Annotated in this window: 24 protein-coding genes; 14 read left to right on the plus strand and 10 right to left on the minus strand. The window is 28.7% G+C overall.

Annotated elements, in window-relative coordinates; translation table 11 throughout:
* Positions 1-60: 60 nt before the first annotated feature.
* Both meaB and WG950_RS02900 read left to right on the plus strand, forming a co-directional pair.
* Positions 61-1,128: a methylmalonyl Co-A mutase-associated GTPase MeaB gene (meaB, locus tag WG950_RS02895; RefSeq protein ID WP_340934068.1), complete on the plus strand. Its 1,068-nt coding sequence runs from the start codon at positions 61-63 to the stop codon at positions 1,126-1,128.
* Between the two features lie 11 nt (positions 1,129-1,139).
* Complete coding sequence (locus WG950_RS02900) at positions 1,140-1,649, plus strand: DUF3124 domain-containing protein (RefSeq protein WP_340934069.1); 510 nt, start codon at positions 1,140-1,142, stop codon at positions 1,647-1,649.
* Positions 1,650-1,748: 99 nt separating this feature from the next.
* Here the strand turns inward: WG950_RS02900 and WG950_RS02905 are convergent, their stop codons facing one another.
* The 4 genes from WG950_RS02905 to WG950_RS02920 form a co-directional block, all read right to left on the minus strand.
* Positions 1,749-3,974, minus strand: coding sequence for a TonB-dependent receptor (locus WG950_RS02905; RefSeq protein WP_340934070.1), 2,226 nt, complete (start codon positions 3,972-3,974; stop codon positions 1,749-1,751).
* A 19-nt stretch (positions 3,975-3,993) separates the two neighbouring features.
* Positions 3,994-5,289 (minus strand): cell surface protein, encoded by a 1,296-nt coding sequence (locus tag WG950_RS02910; protein ID WP_340934071.1) that lies wholly within the window; start codon positions 5,287-5,289, stop codon positions 3,994-3,996.
* A 131-nt stretch (positions 5,290-5,420) separates the two neighbouring features.
* Positions 5,421-5,981, minus strand: a complete 561-nt coding sequence (locus WG950_RS02915; protein ID WP_340934072.1) for a DUF4331 family protein — start codon at positions 5,979-5,981, stop codon at positions 5,421-5,423.
* 26 nt (positions 5,982-6,007) lie between these two features.
* Positions 6,008-6,664 (minus strand): DUF4331 family protein, encoded by a 657-nt coding sequence (locus WG950_RS02920; protein ID WP_340934073.1) that lies wholly within the window; start codon positions 6,662-6,664, stop codon positions 6,008-6,010.
* Positions 6,665-6,856: 192 nt separating this feature from the next.
* Here WG950_RS02920 and WG950_RS02925 point away from each other — a divergent pair, with 192 nt between their 5' ends.
* The 4 genes from WG950_RS02925 to WG950_RS02940 are packed head-to-tail and all read left to right on the plus strand — an operon-like array spanning position 6,857 to position 10,417.
* On the plus strand, positions 6,857-7,681 hold the full coding sequence (locus tag WG950_RS02925) for an ion transporter (RefSeq protein WP_340934074.1): 825 nt from the start codon (positions 6,857-6,859) through the stop codon (positions 7,679-7,681).
* Complete coding sequence (miaA, locus tag WG950_RS02930) at positions 7,682-8,593, plus strand: tRNA (adenosine(37)-N6)-dimethylallyltransferase MiaA (RefSeq protein WP_340934075.1); 912 nt, start codon at positions 7,682-7,684, stop codon at positions 8,591-8,593.
* On the plus strand, positions 8,594-9,859 hold the full coding sequence (locus tag WG950_RS02935; protein WP_340934076.1) for a DUF2254 domain-containing protein: 1,266 nt from the start codon (positions 8,594-8,596) through the stop codon (positions 9,857-9,859).
* A gap of 36 nt (positions 9,860-9,895) precedes the next feature.
* On the plus strand, positions 9,896-10,417 hold the full coding sequence (locus tag WG950_RS02940; RefSeq protein WP_079738704.1) for an OmpH family outer membrane protein: 522 nt from the start codon (positions 9,896-9,898) through the stop codon (positions 10,415-10,417).
* 68 nt (positions 10,418-10,485) lie between these two features.
* Here WG950_RS02940 and WG950_RS02945 read toward each other — a convergent pair whose 3' ends face one another.
* From WG950_RS02945 to WG950_RS02955, 3 genes are all read right to left on the minus strand, one after another.
* Positions 10,486-10,710 (minus strand): hypothetical protein, encoded by a 225-nt coding sequence (locus WG950_RS02945; protein WP_299060859.1) that lies wholly within the window; start codon positions 10,708-10,710, stop codon positions 10,486-10,488.
* Between the two features lie 49 nt (positions 10,711-10,759).
* Positions 10,760-12,154 (minus strand): MATE family efflux transporter, encoded by a 1,395-nt coding sequence (locus WG950_RS02950; RefSeq protein WP_340934078.1) that lies wholly within the window; start codon positions 12,152-12,154, stop codon positions 10,760-10,762.
* A gap of 128 nt (positions 12,155-12,282) precedes the next feature.
* On the minus strand, positions 12,283-12,849 hold the full coding sequence (locus tag WG950_RS02955; protein ID WP_340934079.1) for a fasciclin domain-containing protein: 567 nt from the start codon (positions 12,847-12,849) through the stop codon (positions 12,283-12,285).
* 172 nt (positions 12,850-13,021) lie between these two features.
* Here WG950_RS02955 and tpx point away from each other — a divergent pair, with 172 nt between their 5' ends.
* The 6 genes from tpx to ribB are packed head-to-tail and all read left to right on the plus strand — an operon-like array spanning position 13,022 to position 19,756.
* On the plus strand, positions 13,022-13,519 hold the full coding sequence (tpx, locus tag WG950_RS02960; protein ID WP_340934080.1) for a thiol peroxidase: 498 nt from the start codon (positions 13,022-13,024) through the stop codon (positions 13,517-13,519).
* 4 nt (positions 13,520-13,523) lie between these two features.
* Positions 13,524-13,904, plus strand: a complete 381-nt coding sequence (locus WG950_RS02965; RefSeq protein ID WP_077809127.1) for a diacylglycerol kinase family protein — start codon at positions 13,524-13,526, stop codon at positions 13,902-13,904.
* Between the two features lie 31 nt (positions 13,905-13,935).
* The gene (locus WG950_RS02970) at positions 13,936-16,407 is read left to right on the plus strand and encodes a DNA translocase FtsK (protein ID WP_340934081.1); all 2,472 of its coding nucleotides are present in this window, start codon (positions 13,936-13,938) and stop codon (positions 16,405-16,407) included.
* A gap of 30 nt (positions 16,408-16,437) precedes the next feature.
* Positions 16,438-17,094, plus strand: a complete 657-nt coding sequence (locus WG950_RS02975) for a LolA family protein (protein WP_077809125.1) — start codon at positions 16,438-16,440, stop codon at positions 17,092-17,094.
* A 60-nt stretch (positions 17,095-17,154) separates the two neighbouring features.
* Positions 17,155-18,603: an LptF/LptG family permease gene (locus WG950_RS02980; RefSeq protein WP_340934082.1), complete on the plus strand. Its 1,449-nt coding sequence runs from the start codon at positions 17,155-17,157 to the stop codon at positions 18,601-18,603.
* A gap of 7 nt (positions 18,604-18,610) precedes the next feature.
* The gene (ribB, locus tag WG950_RS02985; protein ID WP_079738699.1) at positions 18,611-19,756 is read left to right on the plus strand and encodes a 3,4-dihydroxy-2-butanone-4-phosphate synthase; all 1,146 of its coding nucleotides are present in this window, start codon (positions 18,611-18,613) and stop codon (positions 19,754-19,756) included.
* A 170-nt stretch (positions 19,757-19,926) separates the two neighbouring features.
* Here the strand turns inward: ribB and pepE are convergent, their stop codons facing one another.
* Positions 19,927-20,628 (minus strand): dipeptidase PepE, encoded by a 702-nt coding sequence (pepE, locus tag WG950_RS02990; protein WP_340934083.1) that lies wholly within the window; start codon positions 20,626-20,628, stop codon positions 19,927-19,929.
* Positions 20,629-20,726: 98 nt separating this feature from the next.
* Between pepE and WG950_RS02995 the strand changes: the two genes are divergently transcribed.
* Together WG950_RS02995 and WG950_RS03000 are read left to right on the plus strand one after the other, a co-directional pair.
* Complete coding sequence (locus tag WG950_RS02995; protein WP_340934084.1) at positions 20,727-21,512, plus strand: hypothetical protein; 786 nt, start codon at positions 20,727-20,729, stop codon at positions 21,510-21,512.
* Between the two features lie 75 nt (positions 21,513-21,587).
* On the plus strand, positions 21,588-22,388 hold the full coding sequence (locus tag WG950_RS03000) for a carboxypeptidase-like regulatory domain-containing protein (protein ID WP_340934085.1): 801 nt from the start codon (positions 21,588-21,590) through the stop codon (positions 22,386-22,388).
* A gap of 35 nt (positions 22,389-22,423) precedes the next feature.
* Here WG950_RS03000 and WG950_RS03005 read toward each other — a convergent pair whose 3' ends face one another.
* Both WG950_RS03005 and WG950_RS03010 read right to left on the minus strand, forming a co-directional pair.
* Complete coding sequence (locus WG950_RS03005; protein ID WP_340934086.1) at positions 22,424-22,693, minus strand: hypothetical protein; 270 nt, start codon at positions 22,691-22,693, stop codon at positions 22,424-22,426.
* 49 nt (positions 22,694-22,742) lie between these two features.
* Positions 22,743-22,982, minus strand: coding sequence for an ArsR/SmtB family transcription factor (locus tag WG950_RS03010; RefSeq protein ID WP_375240601.1), 240 nt, complete (start codon positions 22,980-22,982; stop codon positions 22,743-22,745).
* Between the last annotated feature and the right edge of the window lie 161 nt (positions 22,983-23,143).

The following is a 23,143-nucleotide window of genomic DNA, read 5'->3' on the forward strand; positions in this document are numbered from 1 at the left end:
TTTTGAAGTGTTGCAAAATTTGTAATTAATTATCTTTAAATTTACATATTATCTTAAACAATGAACAAAAATTCTTCTGCTTTACACGAAAAAGATGGTGTTTCACAACCAGAAACTACTAGTAGATCTTCTGCGGAAAAAATTAAACTAAATAGAGTAAAACAAAACTCTGTTAACGAATTTGTTTCTAAAATTTTAGAAGGAAATATCACTTTTTTAAGTAAAGCAATCACGCTAGTAGAAAGTACTAATTCGAAACATCAAGAAAAGGCAAACCAAATTTTAGAAAAATGTTTGCCACACGCAAATAAATCTATAAGAATTGGTATTACTGGTATTCCAGGTGTTGGTAAAAGTACATTTATAGAGGCTTACGGTAAATATTTAACTTCTAAAGGTAATAAAGTTGCTGTTTTGGCGGTAGACCCAAGTAGCTCTGTAAATAAAGGTTCTATTTTAGGCGATAAAACAAGAATGGAACAGCTTGTAACAGATAAAAATGCTTTTATTAGGCCTTCGCCTTCAGGTACGTCTTTAGGTGGTGTTGCTCAAAAAACAAGAGAAAGCATTATTTTATGTGAAGCTGCCGGTTATGATACTATTATTATAGAAACCGTTGGTGTTGGGCAATCGGAAACCGTTGTGCATTCTATGGTAGATTTCTTTTTATTATTAAAATTAGCCGGTGCCGGAGATGAATTACAAGGTATAAAAAGAGGAATTATTGAAATGGCAGATGCAATTGTTATTAATAAAGCCGATGGTGAAAATGAAAGAAATACAAAAATTGCAAAAGTAGAATTTAATAGAGCTTTACATTTATATCCTTTAAAAGAAAGTAAATGGCAACCAAAAGTATTAACTGCTAGCGCACTTCATAACAAAGGTATTGATAAAATTAATCAAATGATTTTACAATACATCTCTTTAACAAAAGAAAACAAGTATTTTACACAAAAACGAAACGAACAAAATAAATATTGGTTGTTATCTACTATCGATCAGCAATTAAAAGCAAATTTTTATAATAATCCACAAGTTAAAAATGCCTTACAAAATGAGATTAATAATTTAGAAAACGGCATTACAACGCCTTTTAATGCTGCAAAAAAATTATTGAATCTATAAAGCTTATCATTATGACTAAATACTACATTTTTTTTACGTTAATTTTATTGATAACTAGTTGTACTCAAAAAAAAGAACTGAGTTCTATAAATCCAGAAAACTGGACCAAGAGAGCAATTAACATTTCGACTAAAGATTCTCTAGAATATGGAAAATCTTACCTTTCTATTTATTCGCAAATCTACAGTTTGTCTGAGCACAAAAAGCATAACTTAACGGCAATGGTTAGTTTAAGAAATACAAGCGACAAAGATTCTATTTATATTTTAAGTGCTAAATATTACGACACGCACGGTAAAACAATAAGAACTTACTTTGATTATCCTATTTATTTGGCGCCAATGGAAACTACCGAAATTATTATTGATGAAATTGATATAACTGGTGGCACAGGTTCTAATTTTTTGTTTGAATGGAAATTACCTAAACATAGTTCTGAACCACTTTTTGAAGGTATTATGACTTCTACAATGGGCCAACAAGGATTATCGTTTACAACACAAGCCAAAAGAATTGAGTAATATCTTACAATTAAAAATGCCTGCTACTAAAAAAGTAACAGGCATCTATCCAACTAAAATCAACCAAAACAAACATGGTCAAAATCTTAACATCATTTTTTAGAAAGTATAAGTAATACTTGCTTTTGCAAAAAATGGTGTACCTGGTGTAAAATGAATTTCTTCTACAGGGTTTTGTTCGTTTTGTAATCTAGATTCTGTAGCAAACTGAGTTTCGTTCCAAGCTACATCAAAAATATTTTCGATTGCCAAACCTAATGTTACATCTTTCATTTTATAATTTACATTAAAATCTGCAACAAAATAACCTTCTGCAACAATAGAATTATCTTCTGTTGCTGGTCTATCATCTATATATCTATATTGAAATCCTCCAGAAAAATTACCTAAATTATTAACAGATAATCCACCTACTGCGGTAAAATCTGGTGCTAAAGGAATGTAATCTTCTCCTGGTATGTTTTCTAAACTTCTAGCTTTTGTAAATGTTACATCTGTATTAAAATATAACCAATCTGTAAATTGATATCTTACGCCTAAATCTAAACCATAACGCTCAGATTCTCCAGAAGGTTCTACAATACCAGCATCACCTACATAAACAAACTCTTCTTCAGATAATAAATACCAAACAGCCGTATTAACAACCATATTTTTTGTTGGTTTCCAGATATTACCAAAATCTAAACCATATGCTTTTGGTAAAACTTTATCTGCATTTTGCTGTAAAACAACTCTTGTATCATTACTATGAAATCCAATTCCAGATTTTAAAAACCATTGTAAGTTATCGTTTTGAGAGTACAAGAAATTTAATTTTGGTGTTACAATAGCTTTGTTTTTTGTTAACGTATTGTAGTTCGTTTGCAAAGCATCGTTGTAAATAAATTTAAAATAATCTAATCGAACTGCTGGTGATATTTTAAATTTTCCTATTTCAAATTCTGAATTAAAAAATGCATACATATTTGTTTGTCTTACATCTCCTAATTGAATTCTATCGATAATTTTTTGTCTATTTTTTGTGTGAGACAATTCTATATCATTAATAATATCATATCGTAAACCTGCACCTTTTGTAAATTTAGCTTCAACGTCACCAAATAATTTATTTGAAATTATTTGTGCATTTGCACCAAAAATATCTCTGTTTTCAAATTGTCTAATTTGATCTCCGTTTACAGGATCTTCTAAAAAGAACGTAAAATTAGAAAATAGTTCGAAATTGTATTTAGAATAAAACACATTCGATTTTAAAATACTTTCTTCTGACAAGGTTTTATTTAACTCAACATTAAAATTTGTTCTAGATGTTGTACCTCCTTCTGTATCGTCTATTGCACCATAACGAGTAATATTACCATTATTTACTTCTCTTTCTGGTATTTGCCCTGATGCATCCCAAGTACTTGTAAAGTGAGAAGCTGTTACACTAACTCTGTCTTTACCGTTTAAAAAGGTATTGTATTTACCAAATAAATTTAATCTGTTAAAATTCTGAGGAGATTCGAACGGACCATCTGTAGCAATATATTCTACTGCAACATAAGCATCATCTTTCTTATTACCTTCTAAAAGGTCGAACATACCTAAAAAACGTTGTGAGTTAAACTGCCCTACTTCCATAGAAATCATGCTGTTTTGTATGCTTTTTTTTGTAGAAAAGTTAACATAACCAGCCGTATTAAAGTCACCTTGTTTTGCATAATAAGGTCCTTTACCAAAATCAATTTTTTGAATTGTTTCTGGTATTACAAAGTGTAAATCACTATAACCTTGACCATGTGCGTGCGAAACCATGTTTATTGGCATACCATCTACAGAAAGTGTAACATCTGTACCATGGTCAATATCAAAACCACGTAAAAATATTTGTTCTGCTTTTCCGCCACCGGCATGTTGCCCTATAATTAAACCTGGTACTTTTCTTAAAATTTCTTGTGAATTGTTAACAGGATTAACTTCTAAATCTATTTTAGATATCGTTTGTAAAGCATTAATTTCTTTTCTTAAAACCAACTCTTCTAATTGAAATACCTTAGTTTTTAAAACAACTTTAAAATCATTAAAATTTTCTGCTGTCAAAACAACTTCTTGTTTTTGAAATCCTAAAATACCTATTTGAATTGTATCACCAATATTTGTATTTAATACTTTAAAATTTCCGTTTAAATCTGAATGTGTATGCGCATTAGAGCTAACATTGAACACATATGCATTTTCTACAGGATTATTATAAGTATCTATAATTTTACCCTTTAATTCTTGTGCTTTTGTTTGTAAACAAGTTGCAAGAAAAATAAATACGAATAGTAAATTTCTCATTTTTATATTTTTTGCAAACTTATATATTTAAAATATCTTTTTCAGCTAAAGGCCCCAATTCGTAGATACTTTCTACCAATTCTTCTTTTAACATAATGGCTTCTTGTATTTTACCATTTGCTTTTAAAATATATGCGGCATGTAATAACGCTTCTGGTTCGTAAGTTTTATTTAAAACAAATTTTTCTGTAATTTCTAAAGCCCTTTTTATTTGTCCGTTTTTAAAATAAGACCACGCTAATAAATCATAAGATTGTGTTGTTGGTCTTTCTCTTACTTCTTGAGCAGCTATATTTAAAGCTTTCGATTTTAAATCTTTATTATCTGCATACAATAAAACGTCGTATTTATGATACATAACTCCGTAATTAGAGTCAGATACTTGAGTAATGTACTTTTCGATTTGTTGTTTTTTTTCTACTGAGTTTTCCATAAAATCTAAAATTTCTGCTTTTAATAAGTGGTAATCTGGGGATTTGTTTTCTTGAGTTACTGTTTCTAAAATTCTTAAAGCTTCCTTAGGATTTCGCTCGTAAGAATACACAATCCATGCAATTCCTTTTTTAGCGTAACTATCTTTAGGGTTTAGTTCTAAAGCTTTTAAATAAGCATTATAAGAGTCTTTTATTCTACCTGCATGACCATAATAATCTGCTAGGTTTGTATAATTCCACTGAATTAAAGTTTTGTTATTTGAAGATTTTGCTATTTCTAAAGATGCTTCTAAATATGCTATTGCTTTATCTAAATTACCAATATGATCGTTGTATTTAGAAAGTCTTATTAAATAATCGAAACTCTTAAAGTTTTTAACTTTAGATAAGTATTTTTCAGTTTCTTTAAGATTGCCTAATTCTAGGTTAACATCTATTAACATAAACTGAGTCTGTTGAAGTTTTTCTCCGTTTTTTTCTGCTTTTTTTAATAAAAGCAACGCCTCATTAAACCTGTGCTGAGAAATGTAGTTTCTTGCCAAACCTCTTAAATAATCTGCGTTATTATAAAATGTTTTTTCATTGGCTATGGTTAAGTTTTTTTCTGCACTTTTTAAAGATTCAATTTCTCCTGTTAACTTAAACATTGCATTGTTTGCTGATGCTAATTTTGCATAATAAGGAAATTGATTCGGAGTCTTTTCTAACTTCTTGGACCAAAAATTAGAATCTAATTGTATGTTTTCTAAAGAGTTATTTTCTGTTACTTCTAAATAAGCATTATAATCTTTAGTATTTGTTATTTTTTTGTCTGTTGAATTACTGCAACTCGTTGCGATTGAAAAAGTTACAAATAATAAAATTAGTTGGATATATTTCATTGTTTGTATTTTATGTTGGTTAAAAATATCTGATGTATTATCAGAGAAAATACATCGAGATATTAGAGAGTTAACTTTTTAATAAAATGACACATGCTCCCTTAAACATGTGCCATTTCTATAAGCTTCTTCTACCAAGGAGAAGCTAAATATGGAAAACTTGTTAAAAAGTCTTTGTCATTTGCATCTACATTATCATTTGATAAAGTTGGATTTTCCATAAAATCTTCTCCACCAAAAATCAATAATAATTCAACAGTAATTACATCATCTGCTAAAGCTCTTCCTGTTAAAACGTTTTCTCCGTCGTAAAAAGTAGTTGTACCATCTAAAGAAACATTTAAAACATCTGTTGCTAATAAACCAGTAAAAGCTGCAGCATCTAAACCTAAAGCATTTGTATCTCCTTCATTTGCATACGCAGGACTTAATCCTTTTAAATTAGCTTCAAACATAGATTGAAACTTTGCGTTTTGTTCTGATGGAATTGTATTATTAAATTCATCTTTATTATCCGAAGAAACAAAAACAGTATTTACTGCTGGTCTTCCCATTTGGTCTTTTTGCATAAAAGTTCCAGAAAAATCTGTTGCTACAACTCCAACCACATCATCGTCGTTATTATTACAACTAATAAATACTATAGAAGACATTAATAAAGCTGCTGTATATTTTATAAAATTAAATTTCATGATATTTTGTTTTTAAATTTTGTTAATTATTGTTTTACTTTAGCTTCTACCCAAGTATTAATTGTACCAGAAGTACCAACCATACTTTTAGGAACTTCTACAACTATAGAAAGTACATTTGAACCTGCAAAAGTATCAGAACCCGGGTTATTAAAACCAGGAGCAGTTCCGCCAACAACCTCATTATATCTAGCAAAATCCATAAAGAAAGGATCATCTCTTGGTCCTGCAAACATTTTCATTCCTGCACTATTTTCTGCAATAATTGCTGATGAACCATACGCCGTAATATCTACTTCTCCTTTTACAGAAGACATTGTAGCAATATCACTTGTTAATCCTGGAGAAGAAGGTGCTACTGGCCCAAAGAAATACATTTTACCATCTCTAGGAATTGCTTGAATTACCAAATCTTCTACAGCGTCACGATCTGTATCAATATTAAACTCTATCAAAACATTTTCATCAAAAGATGTTGTTGATGTGGCAGAAGGACTTAAAAGACCTTGAACATTTGCTACAAATACTAAATTATCTGTGTTTTCTCCTTCGAAAGCATAAAAATCTGTAATATCTGCAGATGTTCCTTGAGCTGCAGGTGCATCAATATGATCTGCCGCTACTGTAATTAAACCAATAATTGCAACAATTACGGTTCCTATTAAAATTTTACTTTTTTTCATTGTGTGAGTTTTATAGTTAATATTTAATTGAATCTCACACTACTTACGAGGTTATTAGATATACGGTTTTTTAAAATGTAACTTTTTTTCATATTTTTTTCTAATCCCTTATAAACACTGCTAAAAATAGTTGTAAAAATTTTTTAAACATGGTAAATAATCGTAGTATTGTATTAGAAAATTATAATTATTTTGAATAAAAACGAAAAAAAATCTTCTTGGAAAGAAAAACTTCATGAAATTATTTATGAAGCAGACACCAAACAAGGAAAGCTTTTTGACGTTGCATTACTTATTGCCATAATTGCCAGTATTTTATTGGTAATGCTAGAAAGTGTAGAGAGTTTTGATAATGAATATCATGATTTTTTAAACATTGGCGAATGGATTATTACAATTTTCTTTACAATTGAATATATAATTAGAATTATATCGATAAGAAAACCATTTAAATACATCTTTAGCTTTTATGGTGTTATTGATTTACTTTCTACCATTCCTAAATATTTATCATTTATATTGATAGGCTCGCAAAGTTTAGTGGCTTTAAGAGCTTTAAGATTGTTAAGAGTTTTTAGAATTTTAAAATTAGCAAGATATATTGGCGCTTCAAACAAATTATTATTAGCATTAAAATCTAGTAGAGCAAAAATTGCTGTGTTTTTATTTTTCGTTTTAATAGTTTGTGTAATTTTAGGTACAGTTATGTATATGATAGAAGGTGCCGAAAATGGTTTTACAAATATTCCTAAAAGTATTTATTGGGCAATTGTAACATTAACTACAGTTGGTTTTGGTGATATTGCACCACAAACACCATTAGGCCAATTAATTGCAAGTGTAATTATGATCTTAGGGTATTCTATTATTGCAATTCCAACCGGAATTGTTAGTTCTGAAATGACAAAAGCAGATGAAGATATAGACACAAATACACAATCTTGCCCAACGTGTTTAAAAGAAAAACATAAAAAAAACGCAACATTCTGTTACAATTGCGGTAGCATTTTAAATTAAATGAACAAATACAAAAACACTTTAATAACAATTGTTGGTCCTACCGCAATTGGTAAAACTGCTTTAAGTATTAAACTTGCCAAAGCATATAATGCGAGCATTATTTCTTGTGATTCTAGACAGTTTTATAAAGAAATGACTATTGGTACAGCCGTACCAGAACCAGAAGAATTAGCCGCAGCAAAACATTATTTTATTCAAGATAGAAGTATTTTTGACACTTATAATGTTGGTGAGTTCGAAAGAGATGCTTTACAAACTTTAGACAATTTATTTCAAGAAAACCCAATACAGATAATGGTTGGCGGTAGTGGTTTGTATGTAGATGCTGTTTTAAAAGGATTGGATTATTTTCCGGAAGTAGATGCTAATATTAGAAAAAAGCTAACACAACAATTAGAGTCTGAAGGAATCGAAGTTTTACAACAACAATTAAAAGAGTTAGATATTGCTACTTATAATACTATCGAAATTGAAAATCCGCATAGAATAATGAGAGCTTTAGAAATTTGTATTGGTACAGGAACGCCTTATTCTACTTTTAAAAATAAACCTAAAAAACCCAGGGATTTTAATAGCATTAAAGTAGGTTTAAATGCAGAAAGAGAATTAATTTATAATAGAATTAATTTACGAGTAGATTTGATGATAAAAAATGGCTTAATTGAAGAAGCCAAAAAACTTTTTGAGTTTAAACATTTAAACGCCTTACAAACTGTTGGTTACAGAGAACTTTTTAATTATTTTGAAGGCAACTTTACTAAAGATTTTGCAATATCAGAAATAAAGAAAAACACCAGAAGATTTGCAAAAAGACAACTAACTTGGTTTAAAAGAGATACTGATACCTTGTGGTTTGATTATTTAACAGACATTCATAGTATTCAAAAAGAAATTGATTCGAAACTTTAAATGAAAGATAAAATTTTTACATTATTAAGTAAGGTTTACAATTTAAAAAACAAAATTGCCTTCTACCCTTCTATTATTGCTTTGGGCGGAGTTTTTTTTGCTTATTTAATGATGTTTTTAGAAAATCTAGGAATTTCTGATTATTTTCAAGAAATTTTACCAGAATTAGTAGTGAATGACGAAGAAACTGCAAGAACTATTCTTTCTACTTTTATTGCAGGATTAACATCAATAATGGTTTTTAGCTTTTCTATGGTTATGATTTTACTTAACCAAGCGTCTAGTAATTTTTCTCCTAGATTATTACCTGGTCTAATTTCTAACAGAAGACATCAAATTGTTTTAGGCTGCTATTTATTTACCATTATTTACTGTATTTTAATTTTAGTTTTTATAGAACCAAATGGTAAAGATTATCAATTACCAGGTTTTTCTGTGGTACTTTCTATCGTTTTCATGATAAATTCTCTTGGCGCTTTTATCTATTTTATCCATTCAATTTCACAAGAAATTCAGATTAACAATATTTTACTTAAAATTTATAGAAAAGCAGAAAAAAGCTTAAAAAGGTTAATCGAAATTGAAAAAGAAGTCAAAGATAAATCTGACACATCAAACTGGATTGAACACAAGACGAAAAAGTCGGGTTATTTTAAAACTGTATCTACAGATATTTTAGTTGATATGGCTTGCAAACATAAATTTGAATTAGAAATTTTATCAAACCAAGGCTCTTATTGCAGTGAAGGTGATGTATTGTTTAAATCGAATATTAAATTAAGCGAAGAAATTTTAGAAAAAATATACAATAATTTTGAATTTTCTAAAGGAGAGTTAATTGATAACAATTATCTTTTAGCTTTCAAACAAATTACAGAAGTAGCAGTAAAATCAATGTCACCAGGAATAAATGATCCTGGTACAGCTATAAATGCAATAGATTATTTATCTGAATTATTGGCGCTTAGAGCACAACTTACCAATTTTGAAATTAAACAAAAAGAAAACACAGATGCTTTAATAATAAATACGTTAAATTTTAAAGATTTAATTTATAATATTATGGCGCCTTTAAGAACCTATTGCTCGCATGACATAATTATAGTTAAGAAATTACTTATCTCTTTATTAAGAACAAAAAACAAAACGAATATTACATCTTACAAAACAATTCTTTCTTCTGAAATAGAACTGTTAATTACAGATGCCAAAATAAATATTAAAAACACCGAAGATCTTAAAAATTTAGAGGTTTATTTAAATTAATAATCTTTTATACATTTGTTATCCTAAAATTAAATTATGAAATTAAAAATCACATTATTGTTTATCGCTTTTATAAGCACAATTTCTTTTGCTCAAACCAAAGTTGGATCTATAGATAGCGATTACATTATTAGCCTTATGCCAGAAAATAAAGTTATCTTAAAAATGGCTCAAAAATATGGTGCGAAACTAGATTCTTCTTTTACTGTGAAAGTCGAAGATTTTAGAGCGAGATTAAAAGATTATCAAGCCAAAGAAAAAGAAATGGGCGATTTAGAAAAAAAGACTGTTCAAAAAGAATTGGCTTCTTTAGAACAAGACATTAACCAATATCAAAAAAATGGTAACACATTAATGGGCTTAAAAAGAGACGAATTAATGCGTCCGCTTTACAAAAAGCTTTCTAATGTTATTGCAGAAGTTTCTAAAGCAAATGGTTATACTCAAATTCTTACAACTACCGGAAATCAATTTGCTTACTTAGATCCTAAATTTGATATTACAGATTTAGTCATTAAAAAATTAGGAATTACAGTTCCTAAACCAACTAAACAATAAGAAATAGATAAATAAAAAGCCTCATAATTATTCATTATGAGGCTTTTTTTTATAATCAGAATATAATATTACTCGTACTGCTTCATTTCTTCATCATAAAAAATACCTGCTTTATCCATTAAATCTGCTAATTCTGTAGCAATATCTTCTTCATTTTCTCCTGTTAAATCTTCAAACCACTCAATTTCATCATCTTTTAAATTAATTATAAAACGTGGGAATTCTGTGTGCAACACAAATATATCTTCTGGTGCGTTGCTATTATCTGCAAGTAAAAACTTTGGTAAATCCATTATTTATTTTTTAATATTTTAAAACTTATCTATCAATGTTACTTTAAATTTAAGCAACAATTATTTTTTCATCTTTCTCTTTAATCAACTTTAAAGTTAAGGAATTAAACCTTATAAACAGTAAAACAGATGCTGTTGTTAAACCTGCCAACAAACCTAACCAAATACCAAAACTGCCGTACATGCTTTCTTGTCCTAAATAATAAGAAACCGGAAAACCTACAACCCAATAAGATATAAAGGTTAACACCGTAGGAATTTTCACATCTTGCAATCCTCTTAAAGCTCCTAATACTACAACTTGTATACTATCTGAAATTTGAAAAAATGCCGCCGCCAATAATAAATTTGCCGCAATAGATAGTACCTCTTTATTATCTACATAATTTGCTGTATCGCTTAAATCTACATATAAATTTGGTAAACTTTTATGAAAAATAAAGAATAATAGCGCAAAGAATGTGGCTAATAAAACTCCTAATAAAAATATAGAGAAAGCTATTCTACGCAACTCTCTGTAATTTTGTAATCCTTTTTGATTACCAACTCTAATCATAGAAGCTACACTTAAACCCATGGCAACCATAAATGTCATAGAAGATAAATTTAACGCTATTTGGTTTGCTGCTTGCGGATTTTTACCCAACAAACCACTTAACCAAATGGCAGCAGTAAAAATTGCCACTTCAAAAAACATTTGCATTGCACTTAAAGAACCTAGGTTTATAATCTTTATAATCATTAAAAAGTCTAAAACAAAAAACTGAATATTTTTTACAATTCTTTTAGATCTTTCTTTAAAACGTAAAAGAACCCATAAATAAATAACCATTATTATTCTTGAAGCTAAAGTACCATAGGCAGCACCAACAATTCCCATTTCCGGAAAACCAAACTTACCAAATATTAGTAGATAGTTTAAAAGCACATTTACGATATTTGCTAATAAAGTAGCGTACATAGGGTATCTTGTCATCGACATACCATCACTAAATTGTTTAATTGCCTGAAAAATTATTAACGGAATTAGTGAAAAAGCTACCAAATCTAAATACGGTATTGCCAATGCTACAACTTCTTCGGGCTGTTTCATTAAATACATAAGTGGCTTAGAAAAATAGACTAATAAAAACAATAAAATGCCTAAAGTAGTACATAAAAACAAACCATGTTTATAGGTAGATCTTGCTTGTTTTAAGTTGTTAGAAGAATCTGCTTCTGCAATTAATGGTGTTATGGCTGTAGAAAAACCAATACCAATAGACATTGCAATAAACATAAAACTATTACCCAAAGAAACCGCAGCTAACTCTGCCGTACCTAATTGACCAACCATAATATTATCTATAAAACTAACAAATGTATGCCCTAGCATACCTAACATAACTGGTGCTGCTAGTTTTAGGTTGTAATTAAATTCTGAGGTGTATTGAGATAGATTCAACTTTCTTTGTTTTTCGGACAACAAAAGTACAATTAGTTCATAAATTATATATATGTGCGAACAGAAGTTATACACAAAAAAAAAGCTACCTTAAAAAGGTAGCTTTTTTATTTAAGAATTATTTTTAATTACATTTTAGCTTTAGGCAATAATACGGCATCAATCACATGTATTACTCCGTTAGATTGGTTTACATCTGCAATTGTAACTTTTGCTTTTCCTCCATTTTCATCAGAAATATAAACATCTTTTCCTTTCATCCAAGCAGTAATTTCTGCACCACTTACTGTTTTAATTACAGCTTTACCATTTCCTTTTTCAATAAGGTTTATAATTTCTGTTGCACTCCAGTTACCAGCAACAACATGATATTTTAAAACAGACTGTAATTTCATTTTGTTTTCTGCCATTAACAAAGCATCTACAGTTCCTTTTGGCAACATACCAAAAGCTTTGTTTGTTGGTGCAAAAACTGTAAACGGACCATCGCTAGATAAAACACTAACTAAATCTGCAGCTTTAACTGTCGCAACTAATGTTGTATGGTCTTTAGAATTAACAGCATTTTCTACGATGTTTTTAGAAGGATACATTGCTGCACCACCAACAATTTTCGTTTTTTGTGCCATAAAAGATTGACCTAAAAACATTGCAAAAATAAATACTGAGGCTTTGATAAAATTTAATTTTTTCATAATTTGTAAATTGAGTTATTAATTTTTTGTTCTCAAAAACACTTACGATATTCATTTGCTTTTGGTTTTGTTAAAAAAATCCCAAAACAAATATTTCTTAGGTTTACATCTATATAATTACTCGAATAATTTAATTATTATTACTTTTGATTTCTAATTAAAAAAACAAATAATGGCAGATATAACTTTAAAAGGAAACGCAATAAATACAATAGGAAATTTACCAAAAATTGGTTCTAAAGCTTCTAATTTTTCTTTAAAAACAGTAGATTTATCAGAAAAAACGTTAGAAGATTTTAAAGGTAAAAAAGTAGTTCTTAATATTTTTCCTTCTATAGATACTGGTACTTGTGCTACTTCTGTAAGAGAATTCAATAAAAAAGCATCAGAATTAGAAAACACTGTTGTTTTATGTATTTCTAAAGACTTACCATTTGCGCAAGCTCGCTTTTGTGGTGCAGAAGGTATTGATAATGTTGTGATGTTATCTGACTTTGCAAACGGAAGTTTTGGTAAAGATTATGAACTTGATATTGCTAACGGACCTTTAGCGAACTTACACTCTAGAGCAGTTGTAATTTTAGATGAAGAAAGTAAAGTTATTTATACTGAACAAGTTTCTGAAATAGCAGATGAACCTAATTATGAAGCTGCATTAAAAGCAATATAATTTAATGAAAAACCCAAACGACGGCTTTGTTAAAGGTAGATTACGCAGTTTAAAATTTGCTTTTAGAGGTACATGGTTGCTTATTACAACAGAAGATAGTATTAAGGCGCAAATTGCAATCGCAATAATTGCAACTATTTTAGGCTTTTATTTTAACATCTCTAATATAGAATGGATGTTTCAATTTATGGTAATAGGAATGGTTTTAGTTGCCGAATCTTTAAATACCGCTGTAGAAAAAATTGCAGATTTTATTCATCCAGATTTTCATGTTAAAATCGGATTTATAAAAGATATTGCTGCTGGGGCACCTACCTTTGCAGCTATAATATCTTTAATTATTTCTGGGTTCATTTATATTCCAAAAATCATTTTACTATTTTAGCATAACTCACTTATAATAATTCATTTACTTAATGGCTAAAAGAAAACCTAGCGTAAAAAAACACACGAAAACATTAGAAAATAAACCCCCTATTTTTGCTTTTTTAAAAACAAAACAGGCACAGACAATTTTTGGTTTTTTTTTAATATCGTTTTCTGTTTTTTTATGCATTGCTTTTATATCATTCTTTTTTAATTGGCAAGAAGACCAAAGCACATTAGATCAATTAACAAATAGAGCCGTTAAAAGCAGTAATTTATTAGGTAAAATTGGCGCAAATTTAAGTCACTTTTTTATATACAAAGGTTTCGGAATTGCTTCTTTTATAATCGCAATTCAGTTATTTTTAATGGGTTTAGATGTATTGTTTAAAAGAAAACTTTCTAAAATTATTCTTGCTTGGAACTGGAGCTTAGTTGCGATGGTTTTAATATCGATTTCACTTGGATTTCTGCATGTAAAGTTTGCACTATTATCTGGTATTGTTGGTTTTGAAATCAACCAATATTTACAAGATTTTATTGGTAAAACTGGTTTAGCAATTGCATTAATCTTTCTATTTGCTGCCTATATTGTAGTTCGATACAAGGTTACTTTTGACCTTTTTATTGAAAAGTTAAAACAAAAAAGAGCGGCTAAAGAACAAGAAGAATCTTTAATTGTTGAAGAAAACATTTCTAATGCAAAAGAAGATGAAAAGACTATTGAAAAGGAAAAAACAAATGAAGTTGTAAAGAAAACGGTCGAAGAAACATCCGAAGATAAAGAAAAGTCTAATTTCGAAAAATCTGTAATCGATTTAAAACCAACAATTTCTAAACATTCTGATGTTGAAACAAAAAAAGAAGAGTTAACTTTAACTGTTGCGCATGAACCAGAAGCAAATATTGAAGAAACTGTAGAAGATTTAAACGACGTAGGCATCGATGTTGCAATTGGTAGAGAAGAAGAATCTTCGACTCAGAATTTATCTGATAAATTAGTAAAAGATTTTGGTGAATTTGACCCAACCTTAGAACTTGCAAATTTTAAGTTTCCTACTTTTAATTTATTAAAACAATACAACGAAACAATATCTATAGATCCAGAAGAATTAGAAGCCAACAAAGACCGAATTGTAGAAACTCTAAAAAATTATAAAATTGGTATTGCAGAAATAAAAGCTACTGTAGGACCAACAATTACCTTATATGAAATTGTACCAGAAGCTGGAATTAGAATTTCTAAAATTAAAAATTTAGAAGACGATATTGCACTTTCTTTATCTGCATTGGGTATTCGTATTATTGCCCCGATTCCTGGAAAAGGTACAATTGGTATTGAAGTACCAAATAAAAAATCTACAATAGTTTCTATGCATTCTGTAATTTCATCAAAGAAATTTCAAGAATCGCCAATGGAGTTGCCAGTTGCCTTAGGTAAAACCATTTCTAATGAAACGTTTGTAGTCGATCTTGCAAAGATGCCACACTTATTAATGGCGGGTGCAACAGGTCAAGGTAAGTCTGTAGGTTTAAATGCTGTTTTAACTTCCTTACTTTATAAAAAACACCCGGCAGAAGTTAAATTTATTCTAGTTGATCCTAAAAAGGTAGAGTTAACACTTTTTAATAAAATTGAAAGACATTATTTAGCAAAATTACCAGACGTTGAAGAAGCCATTATTACTGATACGACAAAAGTTGTGCATACTTTAAATTCTTTATGTATCGAAATGGATAACCGTTACGATTTGCTAAAAGCTGCAATGGTTAGAAATATTAAAGAGTACAATGCTAAATTTAAAGCTCGAAAACTAAATCCTAACGATGGACATCAATTTTTACCCTATATTGTTTTAGTTATTGATGAATTTGCAGATTTAATTATGACTGCTGGTAAAGAAGTAGAAACACCAATTGCGCGTTTAGCACAACTTGCTAGAGCTATTGGTATTCATTTAATTGTTGCAACCCAAAGACCTTCTGTAAACGTAATTACAGGTATTATAAAAGCCAATTTCCCTGCAAGAATTGCTTTTAGAGTAACATCAAAAATAGATTCTAGAACAATTTTAGATGCTGGTGGTGCAGATCAATTAATTGGTAGAGGAGATTTATTATACACCGCTGGTAATGATATCAATAGAATACAATGTGCTTTTGTAGACACACCAGAGGTAGAAAAAATTACCGATTTTATTGGTTCTCAAAAAGCGTATTCAGAAGCATTTTTACTGCCAGAATATGTTGATGATGAAAGTGGCACAACTGTTGATATAGACATTGCAGACAGAGACAAACTGTTTAGAGATGCCGCAGAAATTATTGTTACAGCACAACAAGGTTCTGCCTCTCTACTACAAAGAAAGTTAAAACTTGGTTACAATAGAGCTGGTAGATTAATAGATCAATTAGAAGCGGCAGGAATTGTAGGTGGTTTTGAAGGTAGTAAGGCCAGACAAGTTTTAGTACCAGATTTTGTAGCACTAGATCAATTATTAGAAAACGAAAAAAAAGTATAATCTCATAAAAGAGTTTACAATTATTAAATTATGAAGAAATTAGGAATCTTATTTTTAAGTCTTTTTATTACAACTATTACATTTGCTCAAAACGATGCAAAAGCAAAATCTTTATTAGACGAAGTTTCTACTAAAATGGGCGCATATAAAAATATGTACATTGGTTTTAGTCAAACGTTAAGTAATGAAGATGCGGGAATTAAAGAAGGAGATGAACCACCAATTAGAGGTGAAATTAATTTACAAGGAGAAAAATATAGCTTAAATTATTTAGGCAATCAGTTTATATATGACGGTAAAAAATTATATGTAATTAATCATGAAGAAAAAGAAATTTCGATTTCTGATAGCGATTTAAGTGGAGATGACGGCTTTATTTATCCTTCTAAACTGTTAACTTTTTATAAAGAAGGTTACAATTTACAATGGGGTAAATTACAAAACATTAAAGGTAGAAAAATACAATTTGTTACTTTAAATCCTATAGATAGTGCTTCAGAAATTGTAAAAGTAGAGTTGGGTATCGATGCCAAAACAAAGCACATTTACAAGCTTATTCAAACAGGAGCAAATACTTCTAAAACAACTTTTACAATCACAAAATTTAGAAAAAACGAAGAATTGTCTAAAAACTTCTTTTCTTTTAACAAAGCAAAGTTTTTAAGCAAAAACTACACAATAGACTAATTTTATCGATTAATACAAAATTAGTAGCATATTTATATTTAAGAAACTACTTTTGCTACAATGAAAATTTTAGATAAATACATCTTAAAAACCTTTCTAAAACCTTTTGCTGCAACATTTTTAATTGTATTGTTTGTCTTAGTAATGCAATTATTATGGCAAACTTTCGAAAACATTGCAGGTAAAGGTATTAGTGTTGTGTTTATTTTAAAATTTTTATACTATACATCATTAAGTATTGTGCCACAGGCATTGCCAATAGCCGTTTTACTTTCTTCGATTATGGCTTTGGGTAGTTTAGGTGAAAACTACGAATTTGCCGCTGCTAAATCAGCAGGAATTTCTTTACAAAGATTGGTTAGACCTCTTGTGTTTTTAACACTAATATTGAGTGGTGTTAACTTCTTATTTTTAAATAATATTTTTCCTTATGCTATTTTAAAACAACAAAATTTATATTACAATATAAAAAAGAAAAAACCCGCACTAGCTTTAGTTCCGGGAAGTTTTAATAGCGATTTACCAAATTATCAAATTAAGTTTGAAGAAAAATATGGTGAAGAAAAAAATCTCTTAAAAAAAGTTTTAATTTATGATTTAAGTTCTAGACAAGGCAATCAAAAAGTAATTACTGCAGAAAGAGGTAAAATTATTTCTGAAGAAGGTTCTAGATACATGACTTTTATATTGTACGACGGTTATTACTATGAAGACCATACCAAGTCTCAAAGATCACCAGACAAAAAAGCAAAAATGCCTGCTTCTCAAGCAACATTTAAAGAATATGAATTCAATATTGATATTTCTGATTTAGTTGGTGACGGACAATTGGATGAACAAAGGTTTAAGAATAGCTTTAAAATGCTAAAATTAAACCAATTACAAGACACCATACCTGTTATTAAAGATTCTTATAACACAATTCTTTCGTTAAGAGCCAAAAGTATTGCTACAATTTCTAAATCTAAAGAACTTTATAAATATTCCGATACACTAAATATTAAATACTTAGATTCAACAAAAATATTAAACAACTTTTCACTTAAAGATAAAATAGGTATTTTAAATGGTGCAAAAACCAAAATGAATAGTGCCTTAACCAATGTGAAAAATAATATGACGACTATAAAAAGGAAAAGAAAAACTCTTAACTTTTTTGATTCTGAATATTACGGCAGAATTGCATTATCTTTCTCTTGCTTAATTTTATTTTTTATCGGAGCACCATTAGGTTCTATTATTAGAAAAGGTGGTTTTGGTTTACCCATGATTTTAGCCATTTCTATTTATGTATTGTATTTCTTTGGTAATACATTTGGTAAAAATTTAGCAGAAGAAAGCTCTATATCTTCTTTATTAGGTTCTTGGGTTTCTGCAATGATAATGGTTCCTTTTGGTATCTTATTAACCAGAAGAGCAACCAAAGATAAAGGCTTGTTTAATGTAGATGCAATTACACAACCTATTAAAAATTTCTTTTTAAAATTTAAGTCTAAAAAAGACAACTAAAATAAATATGACTTCAATATCAAATAAAAATAACACACAACTAGATAGTATTGCAGCGGCAATAGAAGATGTAAGAAACGGTAAGGTTATTATAGTTGTAGATGACGAAAACAGAGAAAATGAAGGTGATTTTTTAGCAGCCGCAGAAAAAGCAACTCCAGAAATGATTAATTTTATGGCTACTCATGGTCGTGGATTAATCTGTGCTCCTTTAACAGAAAAAAGATGTAAAGAGTTAGAATTGGGAATGATGGTGAATAATAACACAGACCCAATGGAAACAGCTTTTACAGTTTCTGTAGATTTAAGAGGTAAAGGAGTTACTACAGGTATTTCTGCATCTGATAGAGCTTTAACAATGCAAGCGTTGGTAGATAAAGAAACGAAACCTTTCGATTTAGCAAGACCCGGACATATTTTTCCGTTAAGAGCAAAAGAAGGTGGTGTTTTAAGAAGAACTGGGCACACAGAAGCGGCAATAGATTTTGCACGTTTAGCCGGTTTAGAACCTGCAGGTGTTATTGTAGAAATCATGAACGAGGATGGTACAATGGCACGTTTGCCACAACTTTTAGAAGTTGCCAAAAAGTTTGACATCAAAATTGTTTCTATCGAAGATTTAGTTGCTTACAGAATGGAGCACGATTCTTTAATCGAAAAGAAAGAAGATTTTGATATTATAACACGTTTTGGAGAATTTAGATTAAGAGCTTATGAGCAAACAACTAATAATCAAATTCATATTGCATTAACAAAGGGTTCTTGGTCTAAAGAAGAAGGTGTTTTAACTAGAGTAAATTCTACCTTAGTTAATAACGATATTTTAGGTACCTTAACTAATAATGCAGATAAGAAATTAGACCAAATGTTTCAAGTGATTAATGATGAAGGAAAAGGTGCAATCCTTTTTGTGAATCAACAAAATCAATCGCAAAACTTGTTAACTAGATTAAAAATATTAAAAGAAAATCAAGAACATGGCGAAATAAAAGCACCAGACATTAAATTAGATAATAAAGATTTCGGAATTGGTGCACAGATTTTACATGATCTAAATATTAGTAAATTAAAATTAATTACCAATTCGCAACAAACAAAAAGAGTTGGTATGATTGGTTATGGTTTAGAAATTGTAGATTATGTAACCTATTAATCTATGCTTTGGATATCTTTATTAATTATCATTTTAATGATTTTGAAATACTTTAATAAAAGTAAACCCAGCAATTCTAAAAGAAAATCTTTTTATTTTAAAAGAAAACTATAGAAATAAAAAAACTCCCAATTCATGGGAGTTTTTTTATGTTTGATACTATCTAATTTTTAAACAACTACTTCTACTCCACTTTCCAATTCTATTGCAGCATTATCTTTAGTAAATAACCTTGCCGTATGTGAACCTTTTAAAGTAATTTCATCATTTTTAACTGCTAACCAACTACCTTCTCTTAAACCTAAGACAGGCGTATCATTAAAAACATGAAACTCTTTTATTCTTGTTTCTCTTGTTTCGCCCATGTGCGTAGAACCTTCTTCTGGATCTAAATAATGTGCGTTTATGTTAAAAGGAATACAACCTAAAGTTTTAAAACTTGGCGGATACACAATTGGCATATCATTAGTGTTTTTCATGTTAACACCACATATATTACTACCGGCACTTGTACCTAAATAAGGCGTTCCGTTTTCTAATACCGCTTTTAAAGTTTGTAAAATATCATGTTTGTAAATTTGATTTACCAACTCAAACGTATTTCCACCTCCGGTAAAAATTCCTTCAGCATTTTGTAAAGCTTCTTTTTTATTTTCAAACTCATGCAACCCTTTTACGGCAATATTAATGGTAGCAAATGCTTTATTTGCTATTGCAGTATAGGCGTTATACGTGATTCCGCCTGGTCTTGCGAAAGGTATAAAAACTATGGTTTTTACATTTTTAAAATGCGTTTTTAATGTTGGCAATAAATATTCTAAATATGTACTTCCAAAAACTGTAGAAGTACTTGCTATAATCATGTTTTTCATACATCAAAAATAATAAAATTGTACTAGAATTTAGGTTTAACAAAAATTTACAATTGCATTAATACAATTTTAAGACGATTACTAATTTTCTTTGTAGCATGAGAAATTGTATCCTTTTCATTCTTCTTATTACTTTTATCAGCAAAACTTATACACAAAGTAATCGATTAGAAATTGCCGGAATTGTAAGCTTAGATAGCTTACCAATTAAAGATGTACATATTATAAATTTAAATACCAATATTGGTACTATTTCTAATGATTTAGGCGAATTTATTATTCCTGTAAAATTAGGCGATAGCTTATCTTTTTCTCATATCAATTTAAAAAATAGCGTAATTAATATCACAAAAAAGGATTTAAAGAGTTTAAAAATAGACATCAATTTAACACAGCAAATTATTAGTTTAAAAGAGTTTACTTTAGAAAAACCACGTAGTATTTTCGAACAAGACAAAGATATTTTTGTGTACAAAGGTCCGGTTATAAATGCAGCAACATTAAATTTACCATATGCCAATACTGTTGCAAAAGAAGACAAAGCTATTTTTAAATTTAGTAGTGGTGGCGTTGTAAATTTAGATAATTTAATAAATGCTTTAAATGGCAATAATCGAAGTGCGAAGCTTCTAAAGAAAATTCAATTAGAAGATAGCAGATTGTCTAAAATTAGAAAGTATTTTTCTGATGATTTTTTTATAACAGATTTGCAGATTAAAGAAGAACAAATTAATCCTTTTTTAAATTATTGTATACAGCAAAATATTATTTATCATTTTAATAAAAAGGAAAATTTAAAAGTAATGGCAATACTTTTAAAGCAAAGTAAATCTTTTCCTTTAAAAGAGGCATCTGATATTAAAGTGACTCTAAAAAAGGATTAATTTTAACATGCTTTTACAATTGCTTTAATAGATTTTTAAGACTGGTTTCTACTTACTTTGTAGAAAATCAACCACATGCCTAAAAAATTACTTTACATTTTTATTTTAATTCCTCTGTCAATTTACTCACAAAAACAAGCTTCTATATTTAAAGGCAAAACTATTGATTCTACTACCGTAGTAAAAGATGTACACATTATCAATTTAAATACTAAAGCAGGAACATTTTCTCTAGAAAACGGAAAATTTCAAATAAAAGCTAAAGTTAACGACACTTTACAATTGAGTTCTATAGGTTATCAAACAAAAAAAATGATTGTAAAAGCCTATCATTTTATAGAAAAAGAAAATTTGATCGAAGTAAAAGAAGCGATTTATAATTTAGATGAAATTGTATACAAAAGAACCAATTTAACAGGTTTTCTAGCAGCAGATATTAAACAAACACCTAAAAAGAATTATAAAGAAAAAGCCGTTGCCGATTTATTGATAGGTATTAAAAATTTAGATTTAAAAGAAATTGCAAACATGAAAGTAAGTTTGAGTGAAGCTCATTTAATAAAACCAACTAAGTTAAGATTGCCAAATACTTTTGAAGGCGTTGGTTTCTCTTTTGGTGTTGGTAATTCTAACAAGAAAAAGAAAAAGAAAAACTTTAGCGATGTATTAGATGAAGAAGATAAAATAGTTAAGAAAATTTACAACCTATTGGGCGAAGATTTTTTTAAAAATGATTTAAATATTAAAAAAGAACAACATACTCTTTTTATAAATTATTGTTTAAACAAAAACATTATTCAATTATATAAAGATAAAAAGATGTTAAAACTAATAACAATCTTAAAAATAGAAAGCTTAGAATTTTTAAAGCATTAAATCTATGATATATATAAAATCTGAATAACAAATACTTAAGAAATACATTTCGTTTTGTCACATTTTTCTTTTTTACCTCTAGATTTATATATTGTTAATGTAGCAATAATACTCCATAGTAAATTAGTAACAAATGGCGGAATAGCATTATAGTAATAACAATTAATAGCTATTAAAACTCCGCCAACTAAATTTAAATATTTACCATAAGTAATAAACTTTTTATTTTCTAATAGGGTTATTGCATAAGCAAGAATTATGAAACCAGAACCAGACCAACCAAGAATATCTATTAATATTTTCATATTACACATTGTTATATTTCGATATATCGAAATGATTAATTAAATTTTTTTATTTTAAAAACATTACAAAATTATGTATCACTTTTTCATTTCTTTTAAAATAAGACCACTTACCATGCCTTGTAGAGATTAATAAGCCACATTTTTCCATATTTGTTAAATAAGTAGAAATTGTAGATTGAGACAAACCTGTTTTTTCTTGAATATAAGTTACACAAACACCATCATTAAAATGCTTTAGTGTTTCATGTGGCGGAAAATTATTTTCAGGATCTTTTAACCATTCCATTATCTGAAACCTCACTTTGTTAGATAAACACTTCCCTATTTGCGTCGCTAATTTTAAATCCATACAACAAACATATCTATAATTTTAGATATGTCAAAATGATTTAAGTTAATATTATCGAAAAACTATAAACTAGTTTAAAATGAGTATCTTTTAACAGA

Origin of the sequence: Polaribacter marinaquae, from assembly GCF_038019025.1 — a bacterium.
In the GTDB taxonomy this organism is placed as follows: domain Bacteria; phylum Bacteroidota; class Bacteroidia; order Flavobacteriales; family Flavobacteriaceae; genus Polaribacter; species Polaribacter marinaquae.

Coding starts and splice junctions, on each gene's coding strand:
- meaB (WP_340934068.1), top strand. CDS start 61: ATGAACAAAAATTCTTCTGCTTTACACGAAAAAGATGGTGTTTCACAA.
- WG950_RS02900 (WP_340934069.1), top strand. CDS start 1,140: ATGACTAAATACTACATTTTTTTTACGTTAATTTTATTGATAACTAGT.
- WG950_RS02905 (WP_340934070.1), bottom strand. CDS start 3,974: ATGAGAAATTTACTATTCGTATTTATTTTTCTTGCAACTTGTTTACAA.
- WG950_RS02910 (WP_340934071.1), bottom strand. CDS start 5,289: ATGAAATATATCCAACTAATTTTATTATTTGTAACTTTTTCAATCGCA.
- WG950_RS02915 (WP_340934072.1), bottom strand. CDS start 5,981: ATGAAATTTAATTTTATAAAATATACAGCAGCTTTATTAATGTCTTCT.
- WG950_RS02920 (WP_340934073.1), bottom strand. CDS start 6,664: ATGAAAAAAAGTAAAATTTTAATAGGAACCGTAATTGTTGCAATTATT.
- miaA (WP_340934075.1), top strand. CDS start 7,682: ATGAACAAATACAAAAACACTTTAATAACAATTGTTGGTCCTACCGCA.
- WG950_RS02935 (WP_340934076.1), top strand. CDS start 8,594: ATGAAAGATAAAATTTTTACATTATTAAGTAAGGTTTACAATTTAAAA.
- WG950_RS02940 (WP_079738704.1), top strand. CDS start 9,896: ATGAAATTAAAAATCACATTATTGTTTATCGCTTTTATAAGCACAATT.
- WG950_RS02945 (WP_299060859.1), bottom strand. CDS start 10,710: ATGGATTTACCAAAGTTTTTACTTGCAGATAATAGCAACGCACCAGAA.
- WG950_RS02955 (WP_340934079.1), bottom strand. CDS start 12,849: ATGAAAAAATTAAATTTTATCAAAGCCTCAGTATTTATTTTTGCAATG.
- tpx (WP_340934080.1), top strand. CDS start 13,022: ATGGCAGATATAACTTTAAAAGGAAACGCAATAAATACAATAGGAAAT.
- WG950_RS02965 (WP_077809127.1), top strand. CDS start 13,524: ATGAAAAACCCAAACGACGGCTTTGTTAAAGGTAGATTACGCAGTTTA.
- WG950_RS02970 (WP_340934081.1), top strand. CDS start 13,936: ATGGCTAAAAGAAAACCTAGCGTAAAAAAACACACGAAAACATTAGAA.
- WG950_RS02975 (WP_077809125.1), top strand. CDS start 16,438: ATGAAGAAATTAGGAATCTTATTTTTAAGTCTTTTTATTACAACTATT.
- WG950_RS02980 (WP_340934082.1), top strand. CDS start 17,155: ATGAAAATTTTAGATAAATACATCTTAAAAACCTTTCTAAAACCTTTT.
- ribB (WP_079738699.1), top strand. CDS start 18,611: ATGACTTCAATATCAAATAAAAATAACACACAACTAGATAGTATTGCA.
- pepE (WP_340934083.1), bottom strand. CDS start 20,628: ATGAAAAACATGATTATAGCAAGTACTTCTACAGTTTTTGGAAGTACA.
- WG950_RS02995 (WP_340934084.1), top strand. CDS start 20,727: ATGAGAAATTGTATCCTTTTCATTCTTCTTATTACTTTTATCAGCAAA.
- WG950_RS03000 (WP_340934085.1), top strand. CDS start 21,588: ATGCCTAAAAAATTACTTTACATTTTTATTTTAATTCCTCTGTCAATT.
- WG950_RS03005 (WP_340934086.1), bottom strand. CDS start 22,693: ATGAAAATATTAATAGATATTCTTGGTTGGTCTGGTTCTGGTTTCATA.
- WG950_RS03010 (WP_375240601.1), bottom strand. CDS start 22,982: ATGGAATGGTTAAAAGATCCTGAAAATAATTTTCCGCCACATGAAACA.